19 protein-coding genes are annotated in these 21,477 nt (G+C 68.8%); 8 read left to right on the top strand and 11 right to left on the bottom strand.

All coding sequences use genetic code 11. From position 1 onward, the window contains the following. Positions 1-34 precede the first annotated feature (34 nt). Positions 35-1,804 carry an arginine--tRNA ligase gene (argS, locus tag ACIPC1_RS34165; RefSeq protein WP_402524196.1) on the bottom strand — a complete coding sequence of 590 codons (1,770 nt, stop codon included), beginning with the start codon at positions 1,802-1,804 and terminating at the stop codon, positions 35-37. A gap of 318 nt (positions 1,805-2,122) precedes the next feature. Here argS and lysS point away from each other — a divergent pair, with 318 nt between their 5' ends. After that, on the top strand, positions 2,123-3,862 hold the full coding sequence (lysS, locus tag ACIPC1_RS34170; protein ID WP_402524198.1) for a lysine--tRNA ligase: 1,740 nt from the start codon (positions 2,123-2,125) through the stop codon (positions 3,860-3,862). A gap of 116 nt (positions 3,863-3,978) precedes the next feature. Here lysS and ACIPC1_RS34175 read toward each other — a convergent pair whose 3' ends face one another. The 3 genes from ACIPC1_RS34175 to ACIPC1_RS34185 all read right to left on the bottom strand — a co-directional run bounded on the left by ACIPC1_RS34175 (position 3,979) and on the right by ACIPC1_RS34185 (position 7,383). Next, positions 3,979-5,358 carry a DUF2637 domain-containing protein gene (locus ACIPC1_RS34175; protein WP_402524200.1) on the bottom strand — a complete coding sequence of 460 codons (1,380 nt, stop codon included), beginning with the start codon at positions 5,356-5,358 and terminating at the stop codon, positions 3,979-3,981. 170 nt (positions 5,359-5,528) lie between these two features. After that, positions 5,529-6,209, bottom strand: coding sequence for a DUF3558 domain-containing protein (locus tag ACIPC1_RS34180; protein ID WP_402524202.1), 681 nt, complete (start codon positions 6,207-6,209; stop codon positions 5,529-5,531). Between the two features lie 328 nt (positions 6,210-6,537). After that, positions 6,538-7,383, bottom strand: coding sequence for a DUF3558 domain-containing protein (locus ACIPC1_RS34185; protein ID WP_402524205.1), 846 nt, complete (start codon positions 7,381-7,383; stop codon positions 6,538-6,540). A 202-nt stretch (positions 7,384-7,585) separates the two neighbouring features. Between ACIPC1_RS34185 and ACIPC1_RS34190 the strand changes: the two genes are divergently transcribed. Continuing rightward, on the top strand, positions 7,586-8,779 hold the full coding sequence (locus ACIPC1_RS34190) for an RtcB family protein (RefSeq protein WP_402524207.1): 1,194 nt from the start codon (positions 7,586-7,588) through the stop codon (positions 8,777-8,779). 194 nt (positions 8,780-8,973) lie between these two features. Here ACIPC1_RS34190 and ACIPC1_RS34195 read toward each other — a convergent pair whose 3' ends face one another. From ACIPC1_RS34195 to ACIPC1_RS34205, 3 genes are all read right to left on the bottom strand, one after another. Next, entirely contained in the window at positions 8,974-9,147 is a 174-nt protein-coding gene (locus ACIPC1_RS34195; RefSeq protein WP_402524209.1) for a hypothetical protein, read from the bottom strand. After that, on the bottom strand, positions 9,144-9,911 hold the full coding sequence (locus ACIPC1_RS34200) for an SDR family NAD(P)-dependent oxidoreductase (RefSeq protein ID WP_402524211.1): 768 nt from the start codon (positions 9,909-9,911) through the stop codon (positions 9,144-9,146). The genes ACIPC1_RS34195 and ACIPC1_RS34200 overlap by 4 nt, the downstream gene beginning before the upstream one ends. Before the next feature lie 144 nt (positions 9,912-10,055). Beyond that, positions 10,056-10,391 (bottom strand): YnfA family protein, encoded by a 336-nt coding sequence (locus ACIPC1_RS34205; protein ID WP_402524213.1) that lies wholly within the window; start codon positions 10,389-10,391, stop codon positions 10,056-10,058. A gap of 150 nt (positions 10,392-10,541) precedes the next feature. Between ACIPC1_RS34205 and ACIPC1_RS34210 the strand changes: the two genes are divergently transcribed. Beyond that, positions 10,542-11,021: a hypothetical protein gene (locus ACIPC1_RS34210; protein WP_402524705.1), complete on the top strand. Its 480-nt coding sequence runs from the start codon at positions 10,542-10,544 to the stop codon at positions 11,019-11,021. A gap of 283 nt (positions 11,022-11,304) precedes the next feature. Here ACIPC1_RS34210 and ACIPC1_RS34215 read toward each other — a convergent pair whose 3' ends face one another. Further along, positions 11,305-11,706, bottom strand: a complete 402-nt coding sequence (locus ACIPC1_RS34215; protein ID WP_402524216.1) for a winged helix-turn-helix transcriptional regulator — start codon at positions 11,704-11,706, stop codon at positions 11,305-11,307. Positions 11,707-11,843: 137 nt separating this feature from the next. On the opposite strand from ACIPC1_RS34215, the gene ACIPC1_RS34220 reads away from it, so the two are divergent. After that, complete coding sequence (locus ACIPC1_RS34220) at positions 11,844-12,734, top strand: zinc-binding dehydrogenase (protein ID WP_402524219.1); 891 nt, start codon at positions 11,844-11,846, stop codon at positions 12,732-12,734. Between the two features lie 22 nt (positions 12,735-12,756). Here the strand turns inward: ACIPC1_RS34220 and ACIPC1_RS34225 are convergent, their stop codons facing one another. Then, on the bottom strand, positions 12,757-13,566 hold the full coding sequence (locus ACIPC1_RS34225; protein ID WP_402524221.1) for a DUF6597 domain-containing transcriptional factor: 810 nt from the start codon (positions 13,564-13,566) through the stop codon (positions 12,757-12,759). Positions 13,567-13,681: 115 nt separating this feature from the next. Between ACIPC1_RS34225 and ACIPC1_RS34230 the strand changes: the two genes are divergently transcribed. The 4 genes from ACIPC1_RS34230 (at position 13,682) to ACIPC1_RS34245 (ending at position 17,835) form a co-directional block, all read left to right on the top strand. Beyond that, the gene (locus ACIPC1_RS34230) at positions 13,682-14,770 is read left to right on the top strand and encodes an LLM class flavin-dependent oxidoreductase (protein ID WP_402524224.1); all 1,089 of its coding nucleotides are present in this window, start codon (positions 13,682-13,684) and stop codon (positions 14,768-14,770) included. Next, positions 14,767-15,405, top strand: a complete 639-nt coding sequence (locus ACIPC1_RS34235; RefSeq protein ID WP_402524227.1) for an FMN reductase — start codon at positions 14,767-14,769, stop codon at positions 15,403-15,405. The genes ACIPC1_RS34230 and ACIPC1_RS34235 overlap by 4 nt, the downstream gene beginning before the upstream one ends. 173 nt (positions 15,406-15,578) lie before the next feature. Beyond that, the gene (locus ACIPC1_RS34240; protein WP_402524230.1) at positions 15,579-16,319 is read left to right on the top strand and encodes a response regulator transcription factor; all 741 of its coding nucleotides are present in this window, start codon (positions 15,579-15,581) and stop codon (positions 16,317-16,319) included. 1 nt (position 16,320) lies between these two features. Further along, positions 16,321-17,835, top strand: coding sequence for an ATP-binding protein (locus ACIPC1_RS34245; RefSeq protein ID WP_402524232.1), 1,515 nt, complete (start codon positions 16,321-16,323; stop codon positions 17,833-17,835). A 17-nt stretch (positions 17,836-17,852) separates the two neighbouring features. Here ACIPC1_RS34245 and ACIPC1_RS34250 read toward each other — a convergent pair whose 3' ends face one another. Together ACIPC1_RS34250 and ACIPC1_RS34255 are read right to left on the bottom strand one after the other, a co-directional pair. Then, complete coding sequence (locus ACIPC1_RS34250) at positions 17,853-19,805, bottom strand: amino acid transporter (protein WP_402524234.1); 1,953 nt, start codon at positions 19,803-19,805, stop codon at positions 17,853-17,855. Positions 19,806-20,664: 859 nt separating this feature from the next. Next, positions 20,665-21,156, bottom strand: coding sequence for a peptidylprolyl isomerase (locus ACIPC1_RS34255; RefSeq protein ID WP_402524707.1), 492 nt, complete (start codon positions 21,154-21,156; stop codon positions 20,665-20,667). Between the last annotated feature and the right edge of the window lie 321 nt (positions 21,157-21,477).

Genomic DNA, 21,477 nt, shown 5'->3' on the forward strand with positions numbered 1-21,477 from the left:
GCACCGGCGAACGCCCTTGGGCGCTCGGAGCGGGTCAGAGCCGCTCGGGGGTCCTGATCCCGAGAAGCGCCATGCCCTGCTGGAGCGTGCGGGCCGTGAGGTCCACGAGGAACAGGCGGTTCTCGACGAGCTCCGACGGGTTGTCGTCGCTCAGGACCTGGCACTTGTCGTAGAACGTGGTCAGCAGCGAGGCCAGTTGGTAGAGGTACGACGCCAGCTTGTGCGGCTCATAGCCCGCGGCCACCTCGGCGAGCGTCTCACCGAACCGATCGAGATGCAGACCCAACTCCCGCTCCGCCGACACCAGTTCCAGCTCCGGATGCGCGACCGGGCGGGCCTCGCCCGCCTTGCGCAGGATCGACTGGATACGGGCGTACGCGTACTGGAGGTACACCGACGTGTCGCCGTTCAGTGACACCATCTGGTCCAGGTCGAACTTGTAGTCCCGGACGGCGGAGGTGGAGAGGTCCGCGTACTTCACGGCGCCGATACCGACGTACCGGCCGTTCTCCTCGATCTCCTGCTCGCTCAGGCCCACCTTCTCGGCCTTCTCGCGTACGACGGTCGTGGCGCGGTCGATCGCCTCGTCCAGCAGGTCGACCAGCCGGATCGTCTCGCCCTCACGGGTCTTGAACGGCTTGCCGTCCTTGCCGAGGACCGTGCCGAAGGCGAGCTGATGCGCCTTGACGTCGTCGCTCAGCCAGCCTGCCCTGCGCGCGGTCTCGAAGACCATCTTGAAGTGCAGGGACTGCCGGGCGTCCACCACGTACAGCAGCGCCGAGGCCTTCAGGTTGAAGACACGGTCCCTGATCGCGGACAGGTCCGTCGCCGCGTAGCCGTACCCGCCGTCCGACTTCTTCACGATCAGCGGGGTCGGGTTGCCGTCCGGGCCCTTGACGTCGTCGAAGAACACACAGAGTGCGCCGTCCGAGCGGACCGCCACGCCCGACTCCTCCAGGAGGCGGCACGTCTCGTCCAGCATGTCGTTGTAGCCGGACTCGCCGATCACGTCCGCGTCGCGGATCTCCATGTCCAGCTTGTCGAAGACCGAGTAGAAGTAGATCTTCGACTCGTCCACGAACTTCTGCCAGGTCGCGAGCGTTTTGGGTTCGCCCGCCTGGAGGTCCACCACCCGGAGCCGCGCCCGCGTCTTGAACTCCTCGTCGGAGTCGAAGAGCTTGCGGGCCGTCTTGTAGAGCCGGTCGAGGTTCGACATGGCTTCTTCGCCGGTGACTTCGGCGTCCTTGTGGTCCAACTCGTGCGGGTGCTCGTCCAGATACTGGATGAGCATGCCGAACTGGGTGCCCCAGTCGCCGATGTGGTGCCTGCGTACGACGGTTTCGCCGACGAACTCCAGGATCTGCACCACCGCGTCACCGATCACCGCGGAGCGCAGGTGGCCTACGTGCATCTCCTTCGCCACGTTCGGCTGCGCGTAGTCGATCACCGTCGTGCCCGGGTGCTCGATGAACGGCACGCCGAGGCGCTCGCCGTCCGCGTACCGCTCCGCGAGGTTCTCGGTGATCGCCCTGTCGGTGATCGTGATGTTCAGGAAGCCGGGTCCGGAGACCTCGATGTCCTTGATCACGTCACCCGTCGTGATCCGCTCCACGACCTGCGTCGCCAGCTCCCGCGGGTTCGCCTTCGCCTTCTTCGCGAGCGCCAGGATTCCGTTGGCCTGGAAGTCCGCCCGCTCGCTTCGGCGCAGCAGCGGGTCCGCGGAACCGGCCTCCGGCAGGGCTGCCGAGAGGGCGTTCGCGAGGCGCTGATGGACGGAAGCGGTGAGGGACGTGACCGAGGCCATGTGAGTGGGTGCCGTTCTCCTCGAGGAATCAGATAGACCCATCCAGTATTCCATGGGGGGACAAGCGGATTTCTCGGGTGAGGGGGGTGTGAGGGGGCCCACCGTGGGGGTGGAGGTGGGGTTGATTCGCCCCCTCCGCCCCTACCCGTCCCTTGCTCCTGGGGGCTGCCGCCCCCAGACCCCCGCTGTCGCGCTGAACGCGCTCGTCCTCAAACGCCGGACGGGCTGAAAACTCCCACCCCGGCCGGGGTGGGAGAATAGGGGCCGTCAGCCGTGTGACCCTGCCGGCTGGATTCGAAGGAACTCCAGAAAGAGGACGTGCCGATCGTGGCTCAGAGCACCGAGACCACCGACTGGGTCTCCCGTTTCGCGGATGAGGTCATCGAGGAGTCGGAGCGTCGGGCCCCCGGTAAACCGGTCGTCGTCGCGTCCGGGCTCTCGCCCTCCGGCCCGATCCACCTCGGGAACCTTCGGGAGGTCATGACGCCGCACCTCGTCGCCGACGAGATCCGGCGGCGCGGTCTCGTCGTACGCCACCTCATCTCCTGGGACGACTACGACCGCTACCGCAAGGTCCCGGCCGGCGTCCCCGGCGTCGACGAGTCCTGGTCCCAGCACATCGGCAAGCCCCTGACCTCCGTGCCGGCCCCCAAGGGCTCCGAACACCCCAACTGGGCCGAGCACTTCAAGTCCGCGATGACCACGTCGCTCGCCGAGCTGGGCGTGGAGTACGACGGCATCAGCCAGACCGAGCAGTACACGTCGGGCACCTATCGCGAGCAGGTTCTCTTCGCGATGAAGCACCGCGGTGACATCGACGCGGTCCTCGAGCAGTACCGGACCAAGAAGAGCCCGGCGAAGAAGCAGGGACAGAAGCCCGCCGACGAGGCCGAGCTGGAGGCCGCGGAGGGCTCCGGCGCCGCCGCCGAGGACGACGGCAGCTCGGACGCCGGGTACTTCCCGTACAAGCCCTACTGCGGGCGCTGCGAGAAGGACCTCACCACCGTCACGGCCTACGACGACGACAGCACCGAGCTGACGTACACCTGCTCGGCCTGCGGATTCTCCGAGACCGTCCTGCTGAACGAGTTCAACCGCGGCAAGCTGGTCTGGAAGGTCGACTGGCCCATGCGCTGGGCCTACGAGGGTGTGGTCTTCGAGCCGAGCGGGGTCGATCACTCGTCGCCCGGCTCCAGCTTCCAGGTCGGCGGGCAGATCGTCGGGATCTTCGGCGGCAAGCAGCCGATCGGGCCGATGTACGCCTTCGTCGGCATCAGCGGCATGGCCAAGATGTCCAGCAGCAAGGGCGGGGTCCCCACCCCGGCCGACGCCCTCCAGATCATGGAACCGCAGCTGCTGCGCTGGCTCTACGCCCGCCGCCGCCCCAACCAGTCCTTCAAGATCGCCTTCGACCAGGAGATCCAGCGGCTCTACGACGAGTGGGACAAGCTCGCGGGCAAGGCGGCCGAGGGGTCCGTGCTTCCGGCGGACGCCGCCGCGTACGCGCGGGCGGTGGGCACGGCGGCCGGTGAGCTTCCCCGGACGCCCCGCCCGATGCCGTACCGCACCCTCGCCTCCATCGCCGACATCACCGCCGGCGCCGAGGACCAGACCCTGCGGATCCTCAGCGAGCTCGACCCGCAGAACCCGCTCACCTCGCTCGACGAGGTCCGGCCGCGGCTCGACAAGGCCGAGACCTGGATCAACACGCAGGTCCCGGCTCAGGAGCGCACGGTCGTCCGCGACGAGCCCGACACGGACCTTCTGAAGTCCCTCGACGACCAGGGGCGCGAGTCCCTGCGCCTGCTGCTCGACGGGCTCGACGCCAACTGGTCCCTCGACGGCCTGACCCACCTCGTCTACGGCGTCCCCAAGGTCCAGGCCGGCTTCCCCGCCGACGCCACGCCCAAGGAACTCCCGTCCGAGATCAAGGTCGCCCAGCGCACCTTCTTCGCACGGCTCTACCACCTGCTGGTGGGCCGTGACACCGGCCCGCGCCTGCCGACCCTGCTGCTGGCCGTGGGGCAGGAAAGGGTGCGCCGCCTCCTCGGGGAGTAGGTCCCGCGATACGACGACGGGGGCGCCCGGTGCTCAATGGCACCGGGCGCCCCCGTCGTCGTAGAAGAAGAACCGAGGGCATCCGAGGGCATCCGAGGACATCCGACGGGAACCGCTTATGCGATGTGGTCTTCCTGAAGGTCCGCCGTGTGGCGGTTGGTGAAGCGGTTGACCAAACGGTCGGCCTCGCGGTGCGGGAGCGTGATGCCGTACGTGGCCTCCACGTCGCCCCTGAACTGGCCCGAGGTCGGGTAGCTGCCGTCTATCGACTTCTTGAAGACCAGGTAGTAGTCGTCCTCGGTCGGCTCCGATCCGCCGCCCGCACCCATCTCACGGGTACGGCCCGGACCGGCCGGTATCGGGAAGGTACCGGTGTCCTCCGAAGAGGGCTCCGGGACAGGCGGCTCCTCGTACTGCTGCGGGAACGCCTGCTGCTGCTCGAACTGCTGTGGGGTCTGGAACTGTTGCTGTTCCTCGAACTGCTGCCGCGCCTGGAACCGCTGCTGTTCATCGAACTGCTCGGCCTGCTGCTGCTCCGCGAACCACTGCCCGTACGCGGCGTCCTCGTCGTATGCCGGGGTGTACGTCGGGTCGTAGCCCCCCTGATACGCGACGGCCTGGGGGTCCCGCGACTGAAGCCACGGGCTCTGCGGCTCGGCGTGGTCCTCCGGCTGCTCGGGGGGCTCGTTCGCCCCGGCAGCGGGAAGCTGGTCCCTGGCAGGTGCCGCGTCGCCCTGTAGGACGGGTGCCGTCGGCTCCGGCTCGCGGGCCGGCTCCAACTGCGGCGCGGGAGGCAGCAGTACGGGCTCGATGCCCGCCGCCGCGAGACCCGAGGGGGCCGTCTGGGCCAGCGGAACACCGTACTTGGCGAGCCGCAGCGGCATCAGGGACTCCACCGGGGCCTTACGGCGCCACGCGCGCCCGAAGCGGGACTGGAGCCGCGCCTGGTAGACGAGGCGGTCCTGCTCCAGCTTGATGACCTGCTCGTAGGAGCGCAGCTCCCACAGCTTCATCCGGCGCCAGAGGAGGAACGTGGGGATCGGGGAGAGCAGCCACCGCGTGATGCGGACGCCCTCCATGTGCTTGTCGGCCGTGATGTCGGCGATCCGGCCGATCGCATGGCGGGCCGCCTCGACCGAGACCACGAAGAGGACCGGGATCACGGCGTGCATGCCGACACCCAGCGGGTCCGGCCAGGCCGCCGCGCCGTTGAACGCGATCGTCGCCATGGTCAGCAGCCACGCCGTCTGGCGCAGCAGCGGGAAGGGGATCCTGATCCAGGTGAGGAGCAGGTCAAGGGCGAGCAGGACGCAGATGCCCGCGTCGATGCCTATCGGGAACACATAGCTGAAGTTCCCGAAACCCTTCTCGATCGCGAGCTCGCGGACGGCCGCGTACGAGCCGGCGAAGCCGATGCCCGCGATGACAACCGCACCGGTGACGACCACGCCGATGAGAATGCGGTGTGTGCGTGTGAGCTGAATGGGCGCGGACACCCGTACTCCCCTCCCCTTACTTGTCGTTGCGCGCAACAGGGTGGCACATGTGTGCGGCGCCCGGGCGCACGGTACGGCACGAGCCCGGTCCCTGTAGGGGCCGGGCTCCTGCAAATGGCCTGGTGGGACTACGAGTTACGCCGCGGAAGCAGCTCTGTCACTTGTCCGGGTCAGCTTTTCTTGGCCGCCGACTTGGACGGGGACGCGGACGGCGACGCGCTCTTCGAGGCCTCCTTCGAGGCCGACGGGGAGGGGGAGGCGCTCGACTTGGCGCCGCCTTCCTTGTTCGCCGCGGTCACCGCCGTCACCGCCTCCTTCGCGGCCTTCTCCGCCGCCTTCAGCAGAGTCGCGGCGGACGGGGTCTTCTCGCCCGCCAGACCGGCACCGTTGTAGTCGAGCGTGACGACGACGTTCTCGACGCGCGCCACGACCGTCTGCTGCTTGAAGGCGCCTTCCTTCTTCTTCAGGTCGTAACTCACGGCCGTCGCCTCGTCGCCCGTACCGGACACCGACGCCGACTTCGTGTTCTTCGCGCCCGTCACCGCCTTCGCACCCGAGACCTGCTTCTCGAAGTACGCGTGCGCCTGCTCGTCGCCCGGGCCACGCGCGTCCGAGTCGAAACGCAACAGGGCCACATTCAGCCAGCGGTACTGCGAACCCTTCACACCGTTGCTGTCCAGGCTCGTCCAGTAGCAGTTGCCGCGCGCCGACACCTCGTCCGTCGCGCCCTTCTTGCCGGACTTGCCCGCCTTCGGGACCAGCTCGCCCAGCGTCTTGTCCGTCAACACCGAGCAGGACTCGGGCAACGTCGCATACGCGGCCGCCTGCACGGCGTTCGCCGAAGCACTCACGGACACCTCCGCGCCCGGGCTCGCACCGGAGCTGTTGTTCGCGTCACCGGACGCGGAACCGGAATCGGAACCCGAGTCCGAGGAACAGCCTGCGGCGACAAGCATCACCGGGACGGCGGCTGCGCTGACAAGGATGCGGGTGAGTCGCGGTACTCGGCCTACTCGCTGTACTGGTCGGTGCATGGTTCCTTCACTCGTGGCGCTCGTGGGACGGCCGCACATGGAACGTACGACCGGTCGGGTCCGAGGGGCCACGGTACGCGGTGAGAAAGGAGAGCGTCCCGCTTCGGGGGCTTTGCACCAGGGCGCCGAGCCCCCTCCGGGCCCCCTAACCGTTGAGCGTGTCAGCCAGCTTCGCGGCCAGATTGCGGGCCCTGTCCTGCATTTCCTTACTGTCCGGCACCTCGCCCGTGACCGCCGGCTGCTCGTCGTACTCGATCGTCACGATCACATTCGACGTGCGGAACACCACAGTCACCGTCCGCTGCTGTGCCGTCGAGCCGGCCGAACTGAGGGTGTCGTTCAGATACGCCTCATCGCCCAGACCGTCGAGAGTGCGGGGCTGGAGGGAGGTGGGGGTCGCATCGGCGGAAGGGGAGGTGGACGAGGAGGCCGAGGCGGCGTCGGAGGAGGAGTCCGACGGGGACGCGGAGCTGTCGGCGCCCGGGCTCTCCGAACCCGCGGAGCTGCTGGGAGTGGTGGAACTGGAACTGGAACTGGTCGGCTCGGGCAGGTCCGCCGCCGTCTCCTTGCCCGCGTAGAGGTCCGAGGCCTTGCTGTCGTCGCTCACCGCGTTCTCGTACGAGACCACACGCTCGAAATCGACGGACAGGTGGTCCGTGGCGGCCGCGGACTCCACCTTCCAACGGCAGCCGACCCGCCGGTCGGTGTCGAACGTGGGCGAGGGTGTGCCCTCGTACGCCGTGCTGCGCTGCTCCTCGTCGGCGATCTGCTTGATGCCGGGCAGCAGCGAGTCGAGGCTGCCGTGGTCGACGGCGGCGCAGGCCTCGGGGAGCGTGCGGTACCTACCGGGCTGCGCCGCGGGTGCCGTCGTACCGGGGTCGCCCGGCTTCGCGTCGTCCTGCGTGTCCTCGCCGCCCGAACCGCCCGTGCAGCCGGCCAGTAGCGCCGCGAGGAGCACGGCGACACCGGGTACATACGCCTTCCGCTGCACGTTCAGGCTCCTTTCGGCCCTTCCCGATGGCCTGAGGCCCGGGATGTCCTGTGGTTATTCGGTTGCCGCGTGGGGGCGGCCCCTGGAGACAATGTCTATCGCACGCACAGCCGTGAACGCCGGTCCGTTGTCCCATACGTCGACCTTGGCACCGGTTTTGCGTTTCGAGTCTTCTGTTCGTTTCCGGGGGAAAGAGAACGATATGTCGTACGTAGAGGTGCCGGGCGCCAGGGTTCCCATCCGCATGTGGGCCGACCCGGCGTCCGTCGAGGACGTGGCGCTGAGACAGCTCCAGAACGTGGCGACCCTTCCGTGGATCAAGGGGCTGGCCGTGATGCCCGACGTCCACTACGGGAAGGGTGCGACGGTCGGTTCCGTCATCGCCATGCGGGACGCGGTGTGTCCTGCGGCGGTGGGGGTGGACATCGGGTGCGGGATGTCCGCCGTCAAGACTTCGCTGACCGCCAATGATCTGCCGGGAGATCTGTCCGGCCTTCGGTCGAAGGTCGAGCAGGCTATTCCGGTGGGGCGGGGGATGCATGAGTCGGCGGTGGAGCCTGGAAGGTTTCATGGGCTGGCCACTGGGGGGTGGGATGAGTTCTGGGGGCGGTTTGATGGGGTTGCTGAGGCGGTGAAGTTCCGGCAGGGGCGGGCTGCTTTGCAGATGGGGACGCTCGGCGGAGGGAATCACTTTGTTGAGGTATGCCTAGATATGTCCGATTCGGTGTGGCTCATGCTCCACTCCGGATCCAGGAATATCGGTAAGGAACTCGCCGAACACCACATCGGTGTTGCCCAGAAACTCCCCCACAATCAGGGGCTGGTCGACCGCGACCTCGCGGTCTTCGTCGCGGACACCTCGCAGATGGCCGCGTACAGGAATGACCTCTTCTGGGCGCAGGAATACGCGAAGTACAACCGCACGCTGATGATGGCGCTCCTGAAGGACGTGGTCCGAAAGGAGTTCAAGAAGGCGAAGCCGACCTTCGAGCCGGAGATCAGTGCTCACCACAACTACGTTTCCGAGGAGCGATACGACGGGATGGACCTGCTGGTGACCCGCAAGGGCGCCATTCGTGCGGGCGCCGGAGAATACGGAATTATTCCGGGTTCGATGGGCACGGGTTCGTACATCGTGAAGGGCCTCGGAAACGAGAAGGCATTCAACTCGGCTTCGCACGGCGCGGGTCGGCGCATGAGCCGCACCGCGGCCAAGCGTCGCTTCTCGACGAAGGACCTGGAGGACCAGACGCGGGGTGTCGAGTGCCGCAAGGACTCGGGCGTCGTGGACGAGATTCCAGGTGCTTACAAGCCGATCGAGCAGGTCATGGAGCAGCAGAGCGACCTTGTGGAGGTCGTGGCGAAGCTGAAGCAGGTTGTCTGCGTCAAGGGTTGAGGCGCGGCTGCGGAAACAGTGCAAACAGTGCGGGCGCCTGACACGACACCTTGTCCGGCGCCCGCCGAGCTGTTCTGCCTCCGGTTAGTGGACTTGCTTATAGAAGACGGTGAGGTCCTGCCGGCCGCGGCTGCGGCCCCGGTTGCGGAGGGTGTGTGTTTCTTCGCAACTCGTCGGCGTCGGGCGGGAGTTCGTTACTTGGCGTGCATGACCGCGTAGATCATGACGAACGCCACGATGTGGATACCGAAGAGGAAGTACGCGAGGTACCACCACACGTAGCGTTCGTCCTTTGTCTCCTGGGCCAGGCGGCGTTGCTCCTGTTCTTGGTTCTGCTGCCGCTCCGGGGAGTGCTCTTCCGGTGTCACAGCTCCCGGTGGACCTTCGCGTTCGATGCCTGGGCGCGGGGGCGGACCACGAGGAGGTCGATGTTGACGTGGCTGGGGCGGGTGATCGCCCAGGTGATCGTGTCGGCCACGTCCTCGGCGGTGAGGGGCTCGGCGACGCCCGCGTACACCTTGGCGGCCTTCTCCTCGTCGCCGCCGAAGCGGGTCAGTGCGAACTCGTCCGTCTTGACCATGCCGGGCGCGACCTCGATGACACGGACCGGGGTGCCGACGATCTCCAGGCGGAGGGTCTCCGCGAGGACGTGTTCGCCGTGCTTGGCGGCGACATAGCCGCCGCCGCCCTCGTACGTGCTGAACGCGGCCGTCGAGGAGAGCACGACCACCGTTCCGTCGCCGCTCGCGGTCAGGGCGGGGAGCAGGGCCTGGGTGACGTTCAGGGTGCCGATGACGTTCGTCTCGTACATCTGGCGCCAGTCGGCCGGGTCGCCCGTCGCGACGGAGTCGGCGCCCAGTGCGCCACCGGCGTTGTTGACCAGCACGCCGATCGTCTTGAAGGCACCGGCGAACTCGTCCACCGCCGCGCGGTCGGTGACGTCCAGGGCGTACGCCGTCGCCTGGTGGCCCGTCGCGTTCAGCTCCTCCGCGAGTGCCTCGATGCGGTCCTTGCGGCGGGCGGTCAGGACGACGCGGTAGCCCGCTGCCGCCAGCTGCCGGGCCGTCGCGGCGCCGATGCCGCTGCTGGCGCCGGTGACGACGGCGATACGGGACGCGGCGGCGGGGCTCATGCGACTTCTCCTCGGGGTGGGGGTGGTGCGGTGGGGAGTGATCGGGCTGTTCACGCCAGGATAGGCGGGGTGGGTGTGTGAGGGGTTGCCGGCTTGGTCCGGGGGAGGGGGACGCTGTCGCTGCCCGTGAGGTGGGTGTTTCCCTCAGTTGCCCCGTGGTGCGTACATGATCACTGCCATGCCCGCGAGGCAGATCAGCGCGCCCGTGATGTCCCAGCGGTCCGGGCGGTAGCCGTCCGCGACCATTCCCCAGACGAGGGAGCCCGCGACGAAGACGCCGCCGTACGCGGCGAGGATGCGGCCGAACTCGGCGTCCGGCTGGAGCGTGGCCACGAAGCCGTACACGCCGAGGGCCATCACGCCCGCGCCGATCCACAGCCAGCCGCGGTGCTCCCGTACGCCCTGCCAGACCAGCCAGGCGCCGCCGATCTCGAAGAGGGCGGCCAGGACGAAGAGGGCGGCGGAGCGGGCGATCAGCATGCGGTCACCCTCGCATGGGGGGTGCGTCCGTTGTCGCCTGTCGTGTGCGGTCGGCTGTCACCTGATGGACGGCGCCTGGCCGGGGCCAGGGGTGGGATACATCCCGTGACGATGACCTGCCGGTCTAGCGAAGGGAATGACCTCATGGGGATGCGGACGCTGATGCGGGTGTGGTGTGCGGTGGTTGCCGGTGCGGGGTTGGTGGTGGGGGCGGGGTCGCCTGCCGGCGCCGGCGTCTCGCTCGCTCCCGAGGCCGATCTGGCCTATCACGGGTACGTGTCCATGGCCGACGGCCGTGTCGACGTACGGCTGACTCCGCGGAACCACGGTCCGAGCGCCGTCGCGGACGCGACCGTCCGGCTGCGTTGGTCGGTTCCCCTGGCGGACCGGCAGAGTCTGCCGGGCGGGTGCGCGCGGGCGGACGTGCGGGCGGTGGTGTGCCGGACGGGGGCACTGGCGGCGGACGGGCTGGGGGAGGAGATCACGCTGGCGGTACGGCTGCGGGGGGCGCCGGCTGAGGTGATGCTGGAGTTCGAGACGGTGTGGGGTGGTGGGGCGGTGGATGGGAACCGGGCGAATGATCGGCAGCGGGTGTTGGTGCTGGATACGGGGGACTCGTACGTGTTCTAGCGGGGCGCTTTTTGCGGGGCCTGGGGTGCGGTGGGCTCCCCGGTCCCGGCGGCCCCCCGGGCCGGTGGTTCCGAGAGGTTCGGTGGTTCCCAGCGGTTCGGTGGTTCCGAGCGGGGCGGTGGGGGGTCGGGGCCGGGGGCCGGTACATCCGCCCGTCGCCGACGGGCACTTTTGTGTCTTGTAGGGCTTGGGGGCGGTGTGACCACGTTGGCGACGGGCATTTGATGTACCGGCCCCCGGCCCCTTCCGCCGGTGGGCGGCTGCGGGAGGGCGGACCGAGTGGTCAGGACGGGAGGGTGTCGTAGTGGGCCCTCGCCTTGTTGACCTGCTCGATGTGTAGCTCTGCCCAGTCTTTTACTGCTGCGAGCAGGCAGCTGAGGTTGGTGCCCAGGGGGGTTAGTTCGTAGTCGACGCGGACCGGTACGGATGGGGTGACCGTGCGGGAGACGATGCCGTCGCGTTCGAGTGAGCGGAGTGTCTGGGTCAGCATTTTGGGGCTGACGCCTGCGATCTTGCGGGTGAGGTCGCTGTAGCGCATCGAGCCGGTGGTGAGGGCGCAGACGACGAGGCTGACCCATTTGTCGCTGATGCGGTCGAGGAGCTGGTTGGTGGGGCAGCCCTTGATGAAGGCGTCGTACTCGATGCGTGCTTGTTCGCGCCGCTGGGCCGCGGTCGTGGTCGCCATGGCTCACCTCCGGGTGACGTACGCACCTTCAAGTGCCTACTTACCGAAAGAGAGTAACTCTTCCTAGGGTTGTTGCTGCCGGGAAGATATCTGGGTCTTCTCGGGCGAATCGGTTTCTGACTGTGGGGAGAGTTGTTGTGCGTGCAGCGGTTGTTACGGAGTTCGGTGGGCCCGAGGTTGTGGAGGTCGTGGAGGTTGGGGTGCCTGAGCCGGGGAGCCGGCAGATACGGATCAAGGTGGCGGCCGCCGCGGTGAATCCTGTCGATGTCGGGGTGCGTGTGGGCGTTTTCGGGGGTGCGGGGGAGCGGCTCGGGCTCGGCTGGGATGTGGCCGGGACCGTCGACGCGGTGGGTGCCGCGGCGGGGTGGGCGGTGGGTGAGCAGGTGGTGGCGCTGGTGTATGGGATGGGCAAGTCCCTTGGTACTTATGCCGATTACGTCGTCGTCGACGCGGACTCGGTGGCCGTCGCGCCCGTCTCCGTCGACGCTGCGCATGCGGCGACCGTGCCGTTGAACGCCCTGACCGCCGCGCAGGCGCTCGATCTGCTGGCGCTGGAGGCGGGGCAGAGCCTGCTGGTCACCGGGGCGGCGGGGGCGGTCGGTGGGTACGCCGTCCAGCTCGCCGTTCGTCAGGGGCTGTCGGTCGTCGGGTTGGCCCGGGAGGCCGATGAGGAGCTCGTACGGTCGTTGGGGGCGGGTCGTTTCGTGTCGGGCGAGGTCGCGTCCCGGAGTGTGGACGCGGTCCTGGATGCGGCGATCGTCGGTGAGTCGGCACTGGAGTGGGTCCGGGACGGGGGTGCGTTCGTGGCTGTCATCCCGCATACGGAGCCGGCGCCCGTGCGGGGTGTGCGGACCGCCGCCGTCGAGGTGAGTGCCGACGGGGCTCGGCTCGCGGAGTTGGTGGCTCTGGTGGATGAGGGGGTGCTGACCGCTCGGGTGGCCCAGACGTATGCGCTGGCTGATGTGGTGAAGGCGCATGTGCGGCTGGCGGAGGGTGGGGTGCGGGGGCGGCTGGTGCTTGTGCCCTAGGACGGGAATGTGACGGCAGGGCCTAGTGGACTGCCCGCGCGTATGCCGTCGGTGGTACGCCGACTGTCGTCGTGAAGTCCCGGACCAGGTGGGCCTGGTCGGCGTAGCCGAGGTCGGCGGCCAGGGCTGCCCAGTCCGGGGGGTGGGAGGCTTCCGCGTGCTCCAGGGCTTCGTGGATGCGGTAGCGCAGGATGATCCACTTCGGGCCCACGCCGACGTACGCGGCGAAGAGGCGTTGCAGGCTGCGTACGGTCATGCCCTGGGCGTGGGCGAAGTCGCCCACGTGGCGGATCGTGCGGTCGGTACGGATGTGGTCGACGAGGGTCATGGCGAGGTCGGACTGGGGGTCCGGCCGGGGGTTCAGGTTCAGGAGGAAGGTGTCCAGGGCGGTGACGCGGGTGTCCTCGTCGTCAGGGGCGAGGATCGTCGTGGGGGCGTCGGTCGCAGCGAAGAAGACTTCGGGGAGCGGGACTCGGTGGCCGGTCCAGTCGGTCACCGGGTGGGCCGGGGCGAAGGGGCGGAAGCCGCCGGGGCGGAACTGGATGCCGCAGACCCGTCCGCTGCCGGTCAGCTTCTGGGTGAAGAGGCCGAGTCCGATGCCGGCGACCTCGGCGAAGGGGGCCTGTCCCTCGTACTGCTGGAAGACGATGTTCACGCAGGGGTGCGGGACCACGTGGGAGGCGTACGGCTGGGGCAGGTCCCAGTCGATCAGCCAGTAGTGCTCCAGGTAGGGGCGCAGGGGTGGGGCGGGTTCGCGGCGTCGGAAGTGGACCCGGGTGAAGAGTTCCGTGGCGTCGACGATGCCTCGGGTGTCACGGCGTGGGGCGGCCATGCCGGGATCGTAAGGCCGGGGACCGGCAGGCGCAGGTGGTGGGGGAATAGGGACGTGGGTGGTCTCGTTTGCCGGTATAGTTGAATCGTAAACAACCTGCGGAGGGTGAGCGACCATGCAGTTCGGGATCTTCAGCGTCGGCGATGTGACACCGGACCCGACGACCGGACGGGCGCCGAGCGAGCACGAGCGCATCAAGGCCATGGTCGCCATCGCGCAGAAGGCCGAGGAGGTCGGCCTGGACGTCTTCGCCACCGGTGAGCACCACAACCCGCCGTTCGTGCCGTCGTCCCCGACCACGATGCTCGGCTATGTCGCGGCGAGGACCGAGAAGCTGATCCTCTCCACCTCCACCACCCTGATCACCACCAACGACCCGGTGAAGATCGCCGAGGACTTCGCGATGCTCCAGCACCTCGCGGACGGCCGCGTCGACCTGATGATGGGGCGCGGCAACACCGGCCCGGTCTACCCCTGGTTCGGGCAGGACATCCGCCAGGGCGTCAACCTCGCCATCGAGAACTACGCGCTGCTGCACCGGCTCTGGCGTGAGGACGTGGTGACCTGGGAGGGCAAGTTCCGTACGCCCTTGCAGTCGTTCACCTCGACGCCGCGGCCGCTGGACGGCGTACCGCCGTTCGTCTGGCACGGCTCCATCCGCTCGCCGGAGATCGCCGAGCAGGCCGCGTACTACGGCGACGGCTTCTTCCACAACAACATCTTCTGGCCGGCCGACCACACCAAGAAGATGGTCGAGCTGTACCGGGAGCGGTACGCGCACTACGGGCACGGGAGTGCCGAGCAGGCGATCGTCGGGCTCGGCGGCCAGGTGTTCATGCGGCCCAACTCGCAGGACGCCGTACGGGAGTTCCGGCCGTACTTCGACAACGCGCCGGTGTACGGGCACGGGCCGTCCCTCGAGGACTTCACCGACCAGACGCCGTTGACCGTCGGGTCGCCGCAGCAGGTGATCGAGAAGACGCTGGCCTTCCGGGAGTACGCCGGTGACTACCAGCGGCAGTTGTTCCTGGTGGACCACGCGGGGCTGCCGCTGAAGTCCGTGCTGGAGCAGCTCGACATGCTGGGCGAGGAGGTCGTGCCGGTGCTGCGCGAGGAGTTCGCGAAGGGCCGGCCGGCCGACGTGCCGGACGCGCCCACTCACGCGGCCCAGGTGGCCGCCGCCCAGGAGGTGACCGCCGTATGAAGCTCGTCGTCATTTCGGCCGGGCTGAGTGTTCCGTCGTCCACGCGGTTGCTCGCGGACCGGCTGGCTGCCGCCACGGTCCGGGAGACTTCGTCCGCCGACGTTCAGGTGGTCGAGCTGCGCGACCTGGCCGTGGAGATCGCCCACAACTTCACGAACGGGTTCCCCGGGCGGGCGCTGGCCTCCGCGTTCGACGCGGTGTCGGCGGCGGACGGGCTGATCGTCGTCACGCCCGTCTTCTCCGCCTCCTACAGCGGGCTGTTCAAGTCCTTCTTCGACGTGCTGAGCGTCAGCGACAAGGACGCGCTCGCCGGAAAGCCGGTGCTGATCGCGGCGACGGGGGGTTCGGCGCGGCACTCGCTCGTACTGGAGCACGCGCTTCGTCCGCTCTTCGCCCATCTGCGGGCCGTGGTCGTACCGACCGGCGTGTACGCGGCCTCGGAGGACTGGGGAGCGGAGGGGCTCGCCTCGCGCATCGACAGGGCCGCGGGGGAGCTGGCGGGGTTGATGGCCGGGTTCGGGGCGTATGCGCAGCGGGGGGAGTCCGGGGCTGTTCCGGCCGAGGGTGTCCGGCCCTCCGGTGGTGGCCTGGAAGTGGTTCCCTTCGAGCAGCAACTGGCCGCGCTGCGCGCGTAGGTGAGTGGCGTCAGCTCACCTTGCGGTGGATGAGGGCGGAGCCGGGTGCTCGTCCACACCTGGTCGGTGAGGGGCGGGGGCCTGGCACGGTTCGCGGTGAGAGAGGGGTAAGAAGGGTCGGCGGACCCTCGTTCATCAGGTGGTAGGTGGCCGCGGCCAGGCAGACTGGTGGGGTGCCCCAGAATGTGCTGCTTGCCGAGGACGACCGTGCCATTCGTCATGCGCTGGAGAGGGCGCTGGCGCTGGAGGGCTATGAGGTGACGGCCGTCGCCGACGGGGTGGCGGCGCTGGCCCAGGCCCATCGGACGCCGCCCGACGTGCTGGTTCTTGATGTGATGATGCCCGGCATCGACGGCCTTCAGGTGTGCCGGGTGCTGCGGGCGGAGGGGAACCGGACGCCGATTCTGATGCTCACCGCGCTGGTGGAGACCGCCGACCGGATCGCGGGGCTGGACGCGGGGGCCGACGACTACGTGGTCAAGCCGTTCGACGTGGAGGAGGTCTTCGCCCGGCTGCGGGCGCTGCTGCGTCGCACGGGTGGCGGAGACGGTGCCCCCGATGACGTGGTCGACGCGGTCGAGGTGAAGGCGTCCCGCGAGCTGCCTGTTCCTGCGGGGCAGGTCGCCGCGGCCGGGGTGCGGATGGACACCCAGGCTCGGCGGGTCTGGCGTGGGAAGCGCGAGGTGGAGCTGACGCGGACCGAGTTCGAGCTGCTCGAACTGCTCGTTCGTCACGCGGGCATCGTCCTTGACCACTCCACGATCTACGACCGGATCTGGGGGTACGACTTCGGCCCCGGGTCGAAGAATCTCGCCGTGTACGTGGGGTATCTGCGGCGCAAGCTCGACGAGCCGGGGGCGTCGGGGCTGATCCATACGGTGCGGGGTGTGGGGTACGTCCTGAGGGAGGACTGAGGTGCCTCCGAGATTCCCCGGGCGATTCCCCGACGGGCTGTCCCGATTCCCCGGGCGATTCCTGAAACGGCTGTCCCGGGTTCGGCTTCGGCGGGTTTCCTCGCTGCGGGCCACCTTCACGGTGTCCTTCGCGGCCGTGGCCGCCGTGGTCACCGTTCTCGTCGGGTTTCTGAGCTACGACGCCGCCGCCCGGCTGGTACGCGTGGACCAGCAGACCGTCTTCGCCGGGGTGGTGGAGGATCTGCGGGCCGAGGTGCGGCAGCAGCAGCTGGGTCCGGCGGACTTCACCTCGTCCGACACCGACCATGGCGGGGCGCTCGACAAGATCGTGCGGCCCAGTTCTACGGACGTACAGGTACTCGGGCCCGATGGCGTGGTCGTCGGCCCCGGGCATCCTCCGCTGCCCGTCGTCGCCGCGGACCGGCAGGCCGCGGGCGCCTCGGCGGCGGGCAGGCTGGCGGAGCACAAGGAGGTCGAGGTCGGCGACAGCCGGTTCCGGGTGGCGACCGTCGCGCTCGGTGGCGGGCGGGGGGCGGTGCAGGTCGCGCAGGAGTTCAGCGACACGGAGGACCTGCTGAACGAGCTCCAGCAGCGGACCGTGCTCCTCGTCGGAGCCGTCGTCATCGCCTCGGGGCTGTTCGGCTGGTGGCTGGCCCGGCGGATCACCCGGCGGCTGGTACGCCTCGCGGGGGCCGCGGAGGACGTCGCGCGGACCGGGCGGCTCGGGATCCAGGTGCCGGTCGCGGGGTACGACGAGGTGGCCAGGCTCGGGCGGTCCTTCGACCGGATGCTCGGGCGCCTCGCGCAGTCCGAGGAGGACCAGCGGCGGCTCGTCCAGGACGCGGGGCACGAGCTCCGCACGCCGCTGACCTCGCTGCGTACGAACATCTCCATGCTCCGGCGCATCGACGAACTGCCGCCTGCCGTGCGCGAGGAACTCGTCGCCGATCTGGCGCTGGAGTCCCGCGAACTGACTGACCTCGTCAATGAGTTGGTGGCGCTCGCGGCGGGGCGGTCCGATACCGAGCCGGTGCGGCGCGTCGATCTGGGGGAGCTTGCGGAGGATGTCGCCATCGTGGCCCGGCGGCGCAGCGGGCGGGACATCGTCGTGCGGGTGAGTGGCGACACGGAGGTCGACGGGCGGCCCACCGCGCTGCAACGGGCGGTGTCCAATCTGGTGGAGAACGCGGTCAAGTTCGACCAGGGCGGGGAGGCACTGATCGAGGTCGTCGTGACCGGGGCCGCGCCGGGTGGCCGGCCCGGGAGTGTGCGCGTCGAGGTGCTCGACCGGGGGCCCGGGATCGCCGACGGCGATCTGGAGCGGGCCTTCGACCGTTTCTACCGGGCCGCCGACGCGCGCAGTCTGCCCGGGTCGGGGCTCGGCCTGTCCATCGTGCGGGAGGTGGCCGTGGGGCACGGGGGTGCGCCGTTCGCCTACCGGCGGGACGGGGGCGGCGTGGTGATCGGGTTCACGGTGGGGGACGAGGAGGGGGCGGTGGCGGAGGGCGGGCGTTAGGCCGTCGTCGCCACGTTCTAGCCGACGTGCACCCGGGGGCGGCGTGCGCGGTCCGGTTCTGCCTCGCGGAGGACCTCGCGGGTCACCGGGGCCACCTCGCCCTGGCCGAAGAGGAAGAAGCGGAGGAAGTTGGTGAAGGGGTTGCCCTCGGTCCACTCGAAGTAGATGTGGGGGGTCTGGTTGGTGGTGTCGCGGACGTACAGGAGGAGGGCCGCGAGGGCGTTGGGGATGGAGGAGGACTCCAGGGTCAGGACGCGGTAGCGGCCGTGCATGACCTCGCCGCGTACGGTCACACCCGCCTCGAACTCCGAGGCGTCCAGGACGGTGACCTCGACGAAGACGAAGTCCTCCTGGACGGGGACGTCGTTGTCGGCGCGGATCTGCTCGATCTTCTCGCGGTACTCGGTGATGTCGCGGTGGTCGGGCTCGTTGGCGATGAAGCGGGCCCGACGGCTCGCGATGTCCCGTACGAACCGCTCCGCCAGGGGGTCCATGGTCAGGCTGGTGACGCGCAGCTCGAAGGCGCGGGCGAGCCGGGACAGGAGCGAGACGAGGATGATCGCGGCGATGAAGCAGGCGCCGATCTTGACGCCGTCGGGCCGCTCGATGACGTTCACGACGGTCGTGTAGAGGAAGACCGCCGAGATGACGGCGAAGGCGATGGTCCAGTTGCGCTGGCCCGCCTTGCGCGCGGCGATGGTGACCGCGACGGCGGCGGAACTGATGAGGACGAGGACACCGGTGGCGTACGCGCCGCCCTGGGCGTCGACGTTGGCGTCGAAGATCCAGGTCACCAGGAACGCGACCAGGATGAAGACGATCACCATGGGGCGGACGGCGCGGGCCCAGTGCGGGGCCATGCCGTAGCGGGGGAGGTAGCGGGGCATCAGGTTGAGCAGGCCGGCCATGGCGGAGGCGCCGGCGAACCAGAGGATCGCGATGGTCGAGGCGTCGTAGATCGTGCCGAAGGTGCTGCCCAGGTACTCGTGCGCCAGGAAGGCGAGCGCGCGGCCGTTGGCGTCGCCGCCCGGTTCGAAATCCTTCTCCGGGATGAGCAGTGTGGTGATGAAGCTGGTCGCGATCAGGAACACGCTCATGATCACGGCGGCGACCGTGAGCAGCTTCTTCGTGCCCCGTATCCGGCCGGCCGGCTCCTCCTCGGTGTCGCCCGGCTCGCCTTCCACGTGCGGCATGACCGCCACGCCCGTCTCGAAGCCGGAGAGGCCGAGGGCCAGCTTCGGGAAGACCAGCAGGGCCACGCCGATCATCGCGAAGACGTTGCCGTGTTCGGCGGTCAGGGCGGTGGACCAGTCGGTGATGACATGGCCCTTGGTGATCACATGCCAGAGGCCCACGATCGTGACCACGACGTTCAGCGCCAGATAGATGCCCACCAGGACGACCGCGACGCCGATCGCCTCCAGGAAGCCCTTGAGGAACACCGCGCCGAGGAGGGCGACCAGGACGAGGGTGATGATCATCTGCTTGTCGTGCAGGGTCGCGGTGAGGTGCGGGTTCTCCACCAGGTGGGTGGAGGCGTCCGCCGCCGACAGGGTGATGGTGATCAGGAAGTCGGTCGCGGCGAAGCCGAGCAGGGTGAGGACGAACAGCTTGCCCTTCCAGAACGTCAGCAGCCGCTCCAGCATCGCGATCGAACCCTGGCCGTGGGGGCTCTCCTCGGCCACTCGGCGATAGACGGGGAGTGCACCCGCCAGGGTGACGATCACGAGCACGATGGTCGCCACGGGGGAGAGCAGACCGGCGGCCAGCGCCGCGATGCCCGGCTGGTAGCCCAGCGTGGAGAAGTAGTCGACACCGGTCAGGCACATCACCCGCCACCAGCGCTGACCCTCGTGCGAGGGGGGCGGCGGGGCGTGCGGGCCCTGCGGGGTCTTCGCCATGTCGGAGAGGCCCTGGAGCATCCACGTCCGCAGACGGCTCGTGGGGGCGTCCTTGTCTGCGGTGGCCATCGGTGCGCTCCTGACGGGCTGCCGAGCGGGGGTTTCCGGCCATGACACGGACGGCCGGGCCAGCGTATGCAACCAGTGATCCACAGGCCCAGGGGCTTCCGCATGTTGAGAGGAACGTCTCCCCGACTGTCACCGCCCGAGGCGAAGGCCACGGCGGCCGAAGAGACGAAGGAGGAGGACGAGGGCGGCCTGAACAAAACAGCAGGGGAGGTCGTCGCCACCTGGGGCACCATCGCTGGGGGTGTTGGTTGGCAACCTGTGAGACAGGGAGAGCCTTGGCACGGTCACACCACTCTGCGGCACCGGAACTCTCGCCGCCCTCGACATCGCCACCGCTATCGGAGGTGCGATTCCGACTTACGACAGCTGTGTGGCGGGGGAATGGTTGAGCTGTGTCGGCGGTGTCGTCGGCGCGACAACCGGTTTTGGTGTCTTGCTCAAGGACGGTGCATTCTCGACGGCCTGGGCACTGCTGAAGGCGATCGACCCGGAATGGTCCTCGCTGCTGGTCCGCCCGGACAACACCGGTGGCCGGGGCCTGTACGACCGGCTCGGCTACACGTACGCGGGCCCGTACCGCAACACGGCCGACGGTCCCCGAGTTCGGCCTGTTGCTCCTCCGCGTGGAAGACGCGGTCGACCAGGAAGGCGGGTACGAATGCCCGGACCGGTTCGGGCTGCGGGGACCCTCTCGGCCGCCCGGCCAGTGGTGGAACGGGCCTTACCGGCAGTCCCCTGGCCCGTACTGGTCAGGTGTGCCCCGCCTTCCAAGCCTGCGAGAAGGCGGGGCCTCGGCGTTTCCTCCGCCTGCCGGAATCGGATCACGATGACGGCAGAGTGGCGGCCGGAACGGGAGGGGTTAGAGAACCCCGCTGCTCTCGATCACGACGGTGGTGCTCGGCGTGCCGCTGCGGCTGCCGAGTCCCTCGATCTTCTTGACGAGGTCGAGACCCTCGGTGACCTCGCCGAAGACCACGTGCTTGCCATCCAGCCAGTCCGTCACGATCGTGGTGATGAAGAACTGGGAGCCGTTGGTGTTCGGTCCCGCGTTGGCCATCGACAGCAGGCCGGGCTTGGTGTGCTTGAGCTGGAAGTTCTCGTCGGCGAACTTCTCGCCGTAGATGCTCTTGCCGCCGGTGCCGTCACCCCGGGTGAAGTCACCGCCCTGGAGCATGAACTGGGGGATGATCCGGTGGAACTTGGAACCGGCGTAACCGAAGCCCTTTTCGCCGGTCGCCAGCGCGCGGAAGTTCTCCGCGGTCTTGGGCACCACGTCGTCGTACAGATCGAAGACGATCCGCCCCGCGGACTCGTTGCCGATACGGATGTCGAAGTAAACCTTGGTAGTCATGCCTTCAGTCTGGCATTTCTCATGTGTGCTGATGACCGACGGCCCCTGGATAGTCCTCCAGTCCAGCCCCGACACCTTGAACACCGTCATCGCGGTCTCCCGGTCGATCCGCTCCGACACGCGGCGCAGCGCCGTCGCCTCGCAGGTGAGGGAGCCGCGTAGCGCGGAGACGCGGGCGTCCTCATCGAGGCGGTGCTGGAGCGGGGGATCGGTGGCCAGGACGCGGGGGTCGATCTCGACGCGCGCGCCGGAGGTGTCCCGCAGGACGAGCCGCCGGCTGACGCCGTCCAGGCAGCGCACCGATACCAGGTGGTCGGTGCG

It is taken from the genome of Streptomyces sp. NPDC087263 (assembly GCF_044744645.1).
Lineage (GTDB): Bacteria > Actinomycetota > Actinomycetes > Streptomycetales > Streptomycetaceae > Streptomyces.

Bases quoted from the DNA above. Each gene is read 5' to 3' on its own strand.
- argS (WP_402524196.1), bottom strand. From the start codon at position 1,804: ATGGCCTCGGTCACGTCCCTCACCGCTTCCGTCCATCAGCGCCTCGCG.
- ACIPC1_RS34190 (WP_402524207.1), top strand. From the start codon at position 7,586: ATGTCGTACGTAGAGGTGCCGGGCGCCAGGGTTCCCATCCGCATGTGG.
- ACIPC1_RS34200 (WP_402524211.1), bottom strand. From the start codon at position 9,911: ATGAGCCCCGCCGCCGCGTCCCGTATCGCCGTCGTCACCGGCGCCAGC.
- ACIPC1_RS34205 (WP_402524213.1), bottom strand. From the start codon at position 10,391: ATGCTGATCGCCCGCTCCGCCGCCCTCTTCGTCCTGGCCGCCCTCTTC.
- ACIPC1_RS34210 (WP_402524705.1), top strand. From the start codon at position 10,542: ATGCGGACGCTGATGCGGGTGTGGTGTGCGGTGGTTGCCGGTGCGGGG.
- ACIPC1_RS34215 (WP_402524216.1), bottom strand. From the start codon at position 11,706: ATGGCGACCACGACCGCGGCCCAGCGGCGCGAACAAGCACGCATCGAG.
- ACIPC1_RS34225 (WP_402524221.1), bottom strand. From the start codon at position 13,566: ATGGCCGCCCCACGCCGTGACACCCGAGGCATCGTCGACGCCACGGAA.
- ACIPC1_RS34230 (WP_402524224.1), top strand. From the start codon at position 13,682: ATGCAGTTCGGGATCTTCAGCGTCGGCGATGTGACACCGGACCCGACG.
- ACIPC1_RS34235 (WP_402524227.1), top strand. From the start codon at position 14,767: ATGAAGCTCGTCGTCATTTCGGCCGGGCTGAGTGTTCCGTCGTCCACG.
- ACIPC1_RS34250 (WP_402524234.1), bottom strand. From the start codon at position 19,805: ATGGCCACCGCAGACAAGGACGCCCCCACGAGCCGTCTGCGGACGTGG.
- ACIPC1_RS34255 (WP_402524707.1), bottom strand. From the start codon at position 21,156: ATGACTACCAAGGTTTACTTCGACATCCGTATCGGCAACGAGTCCGCG.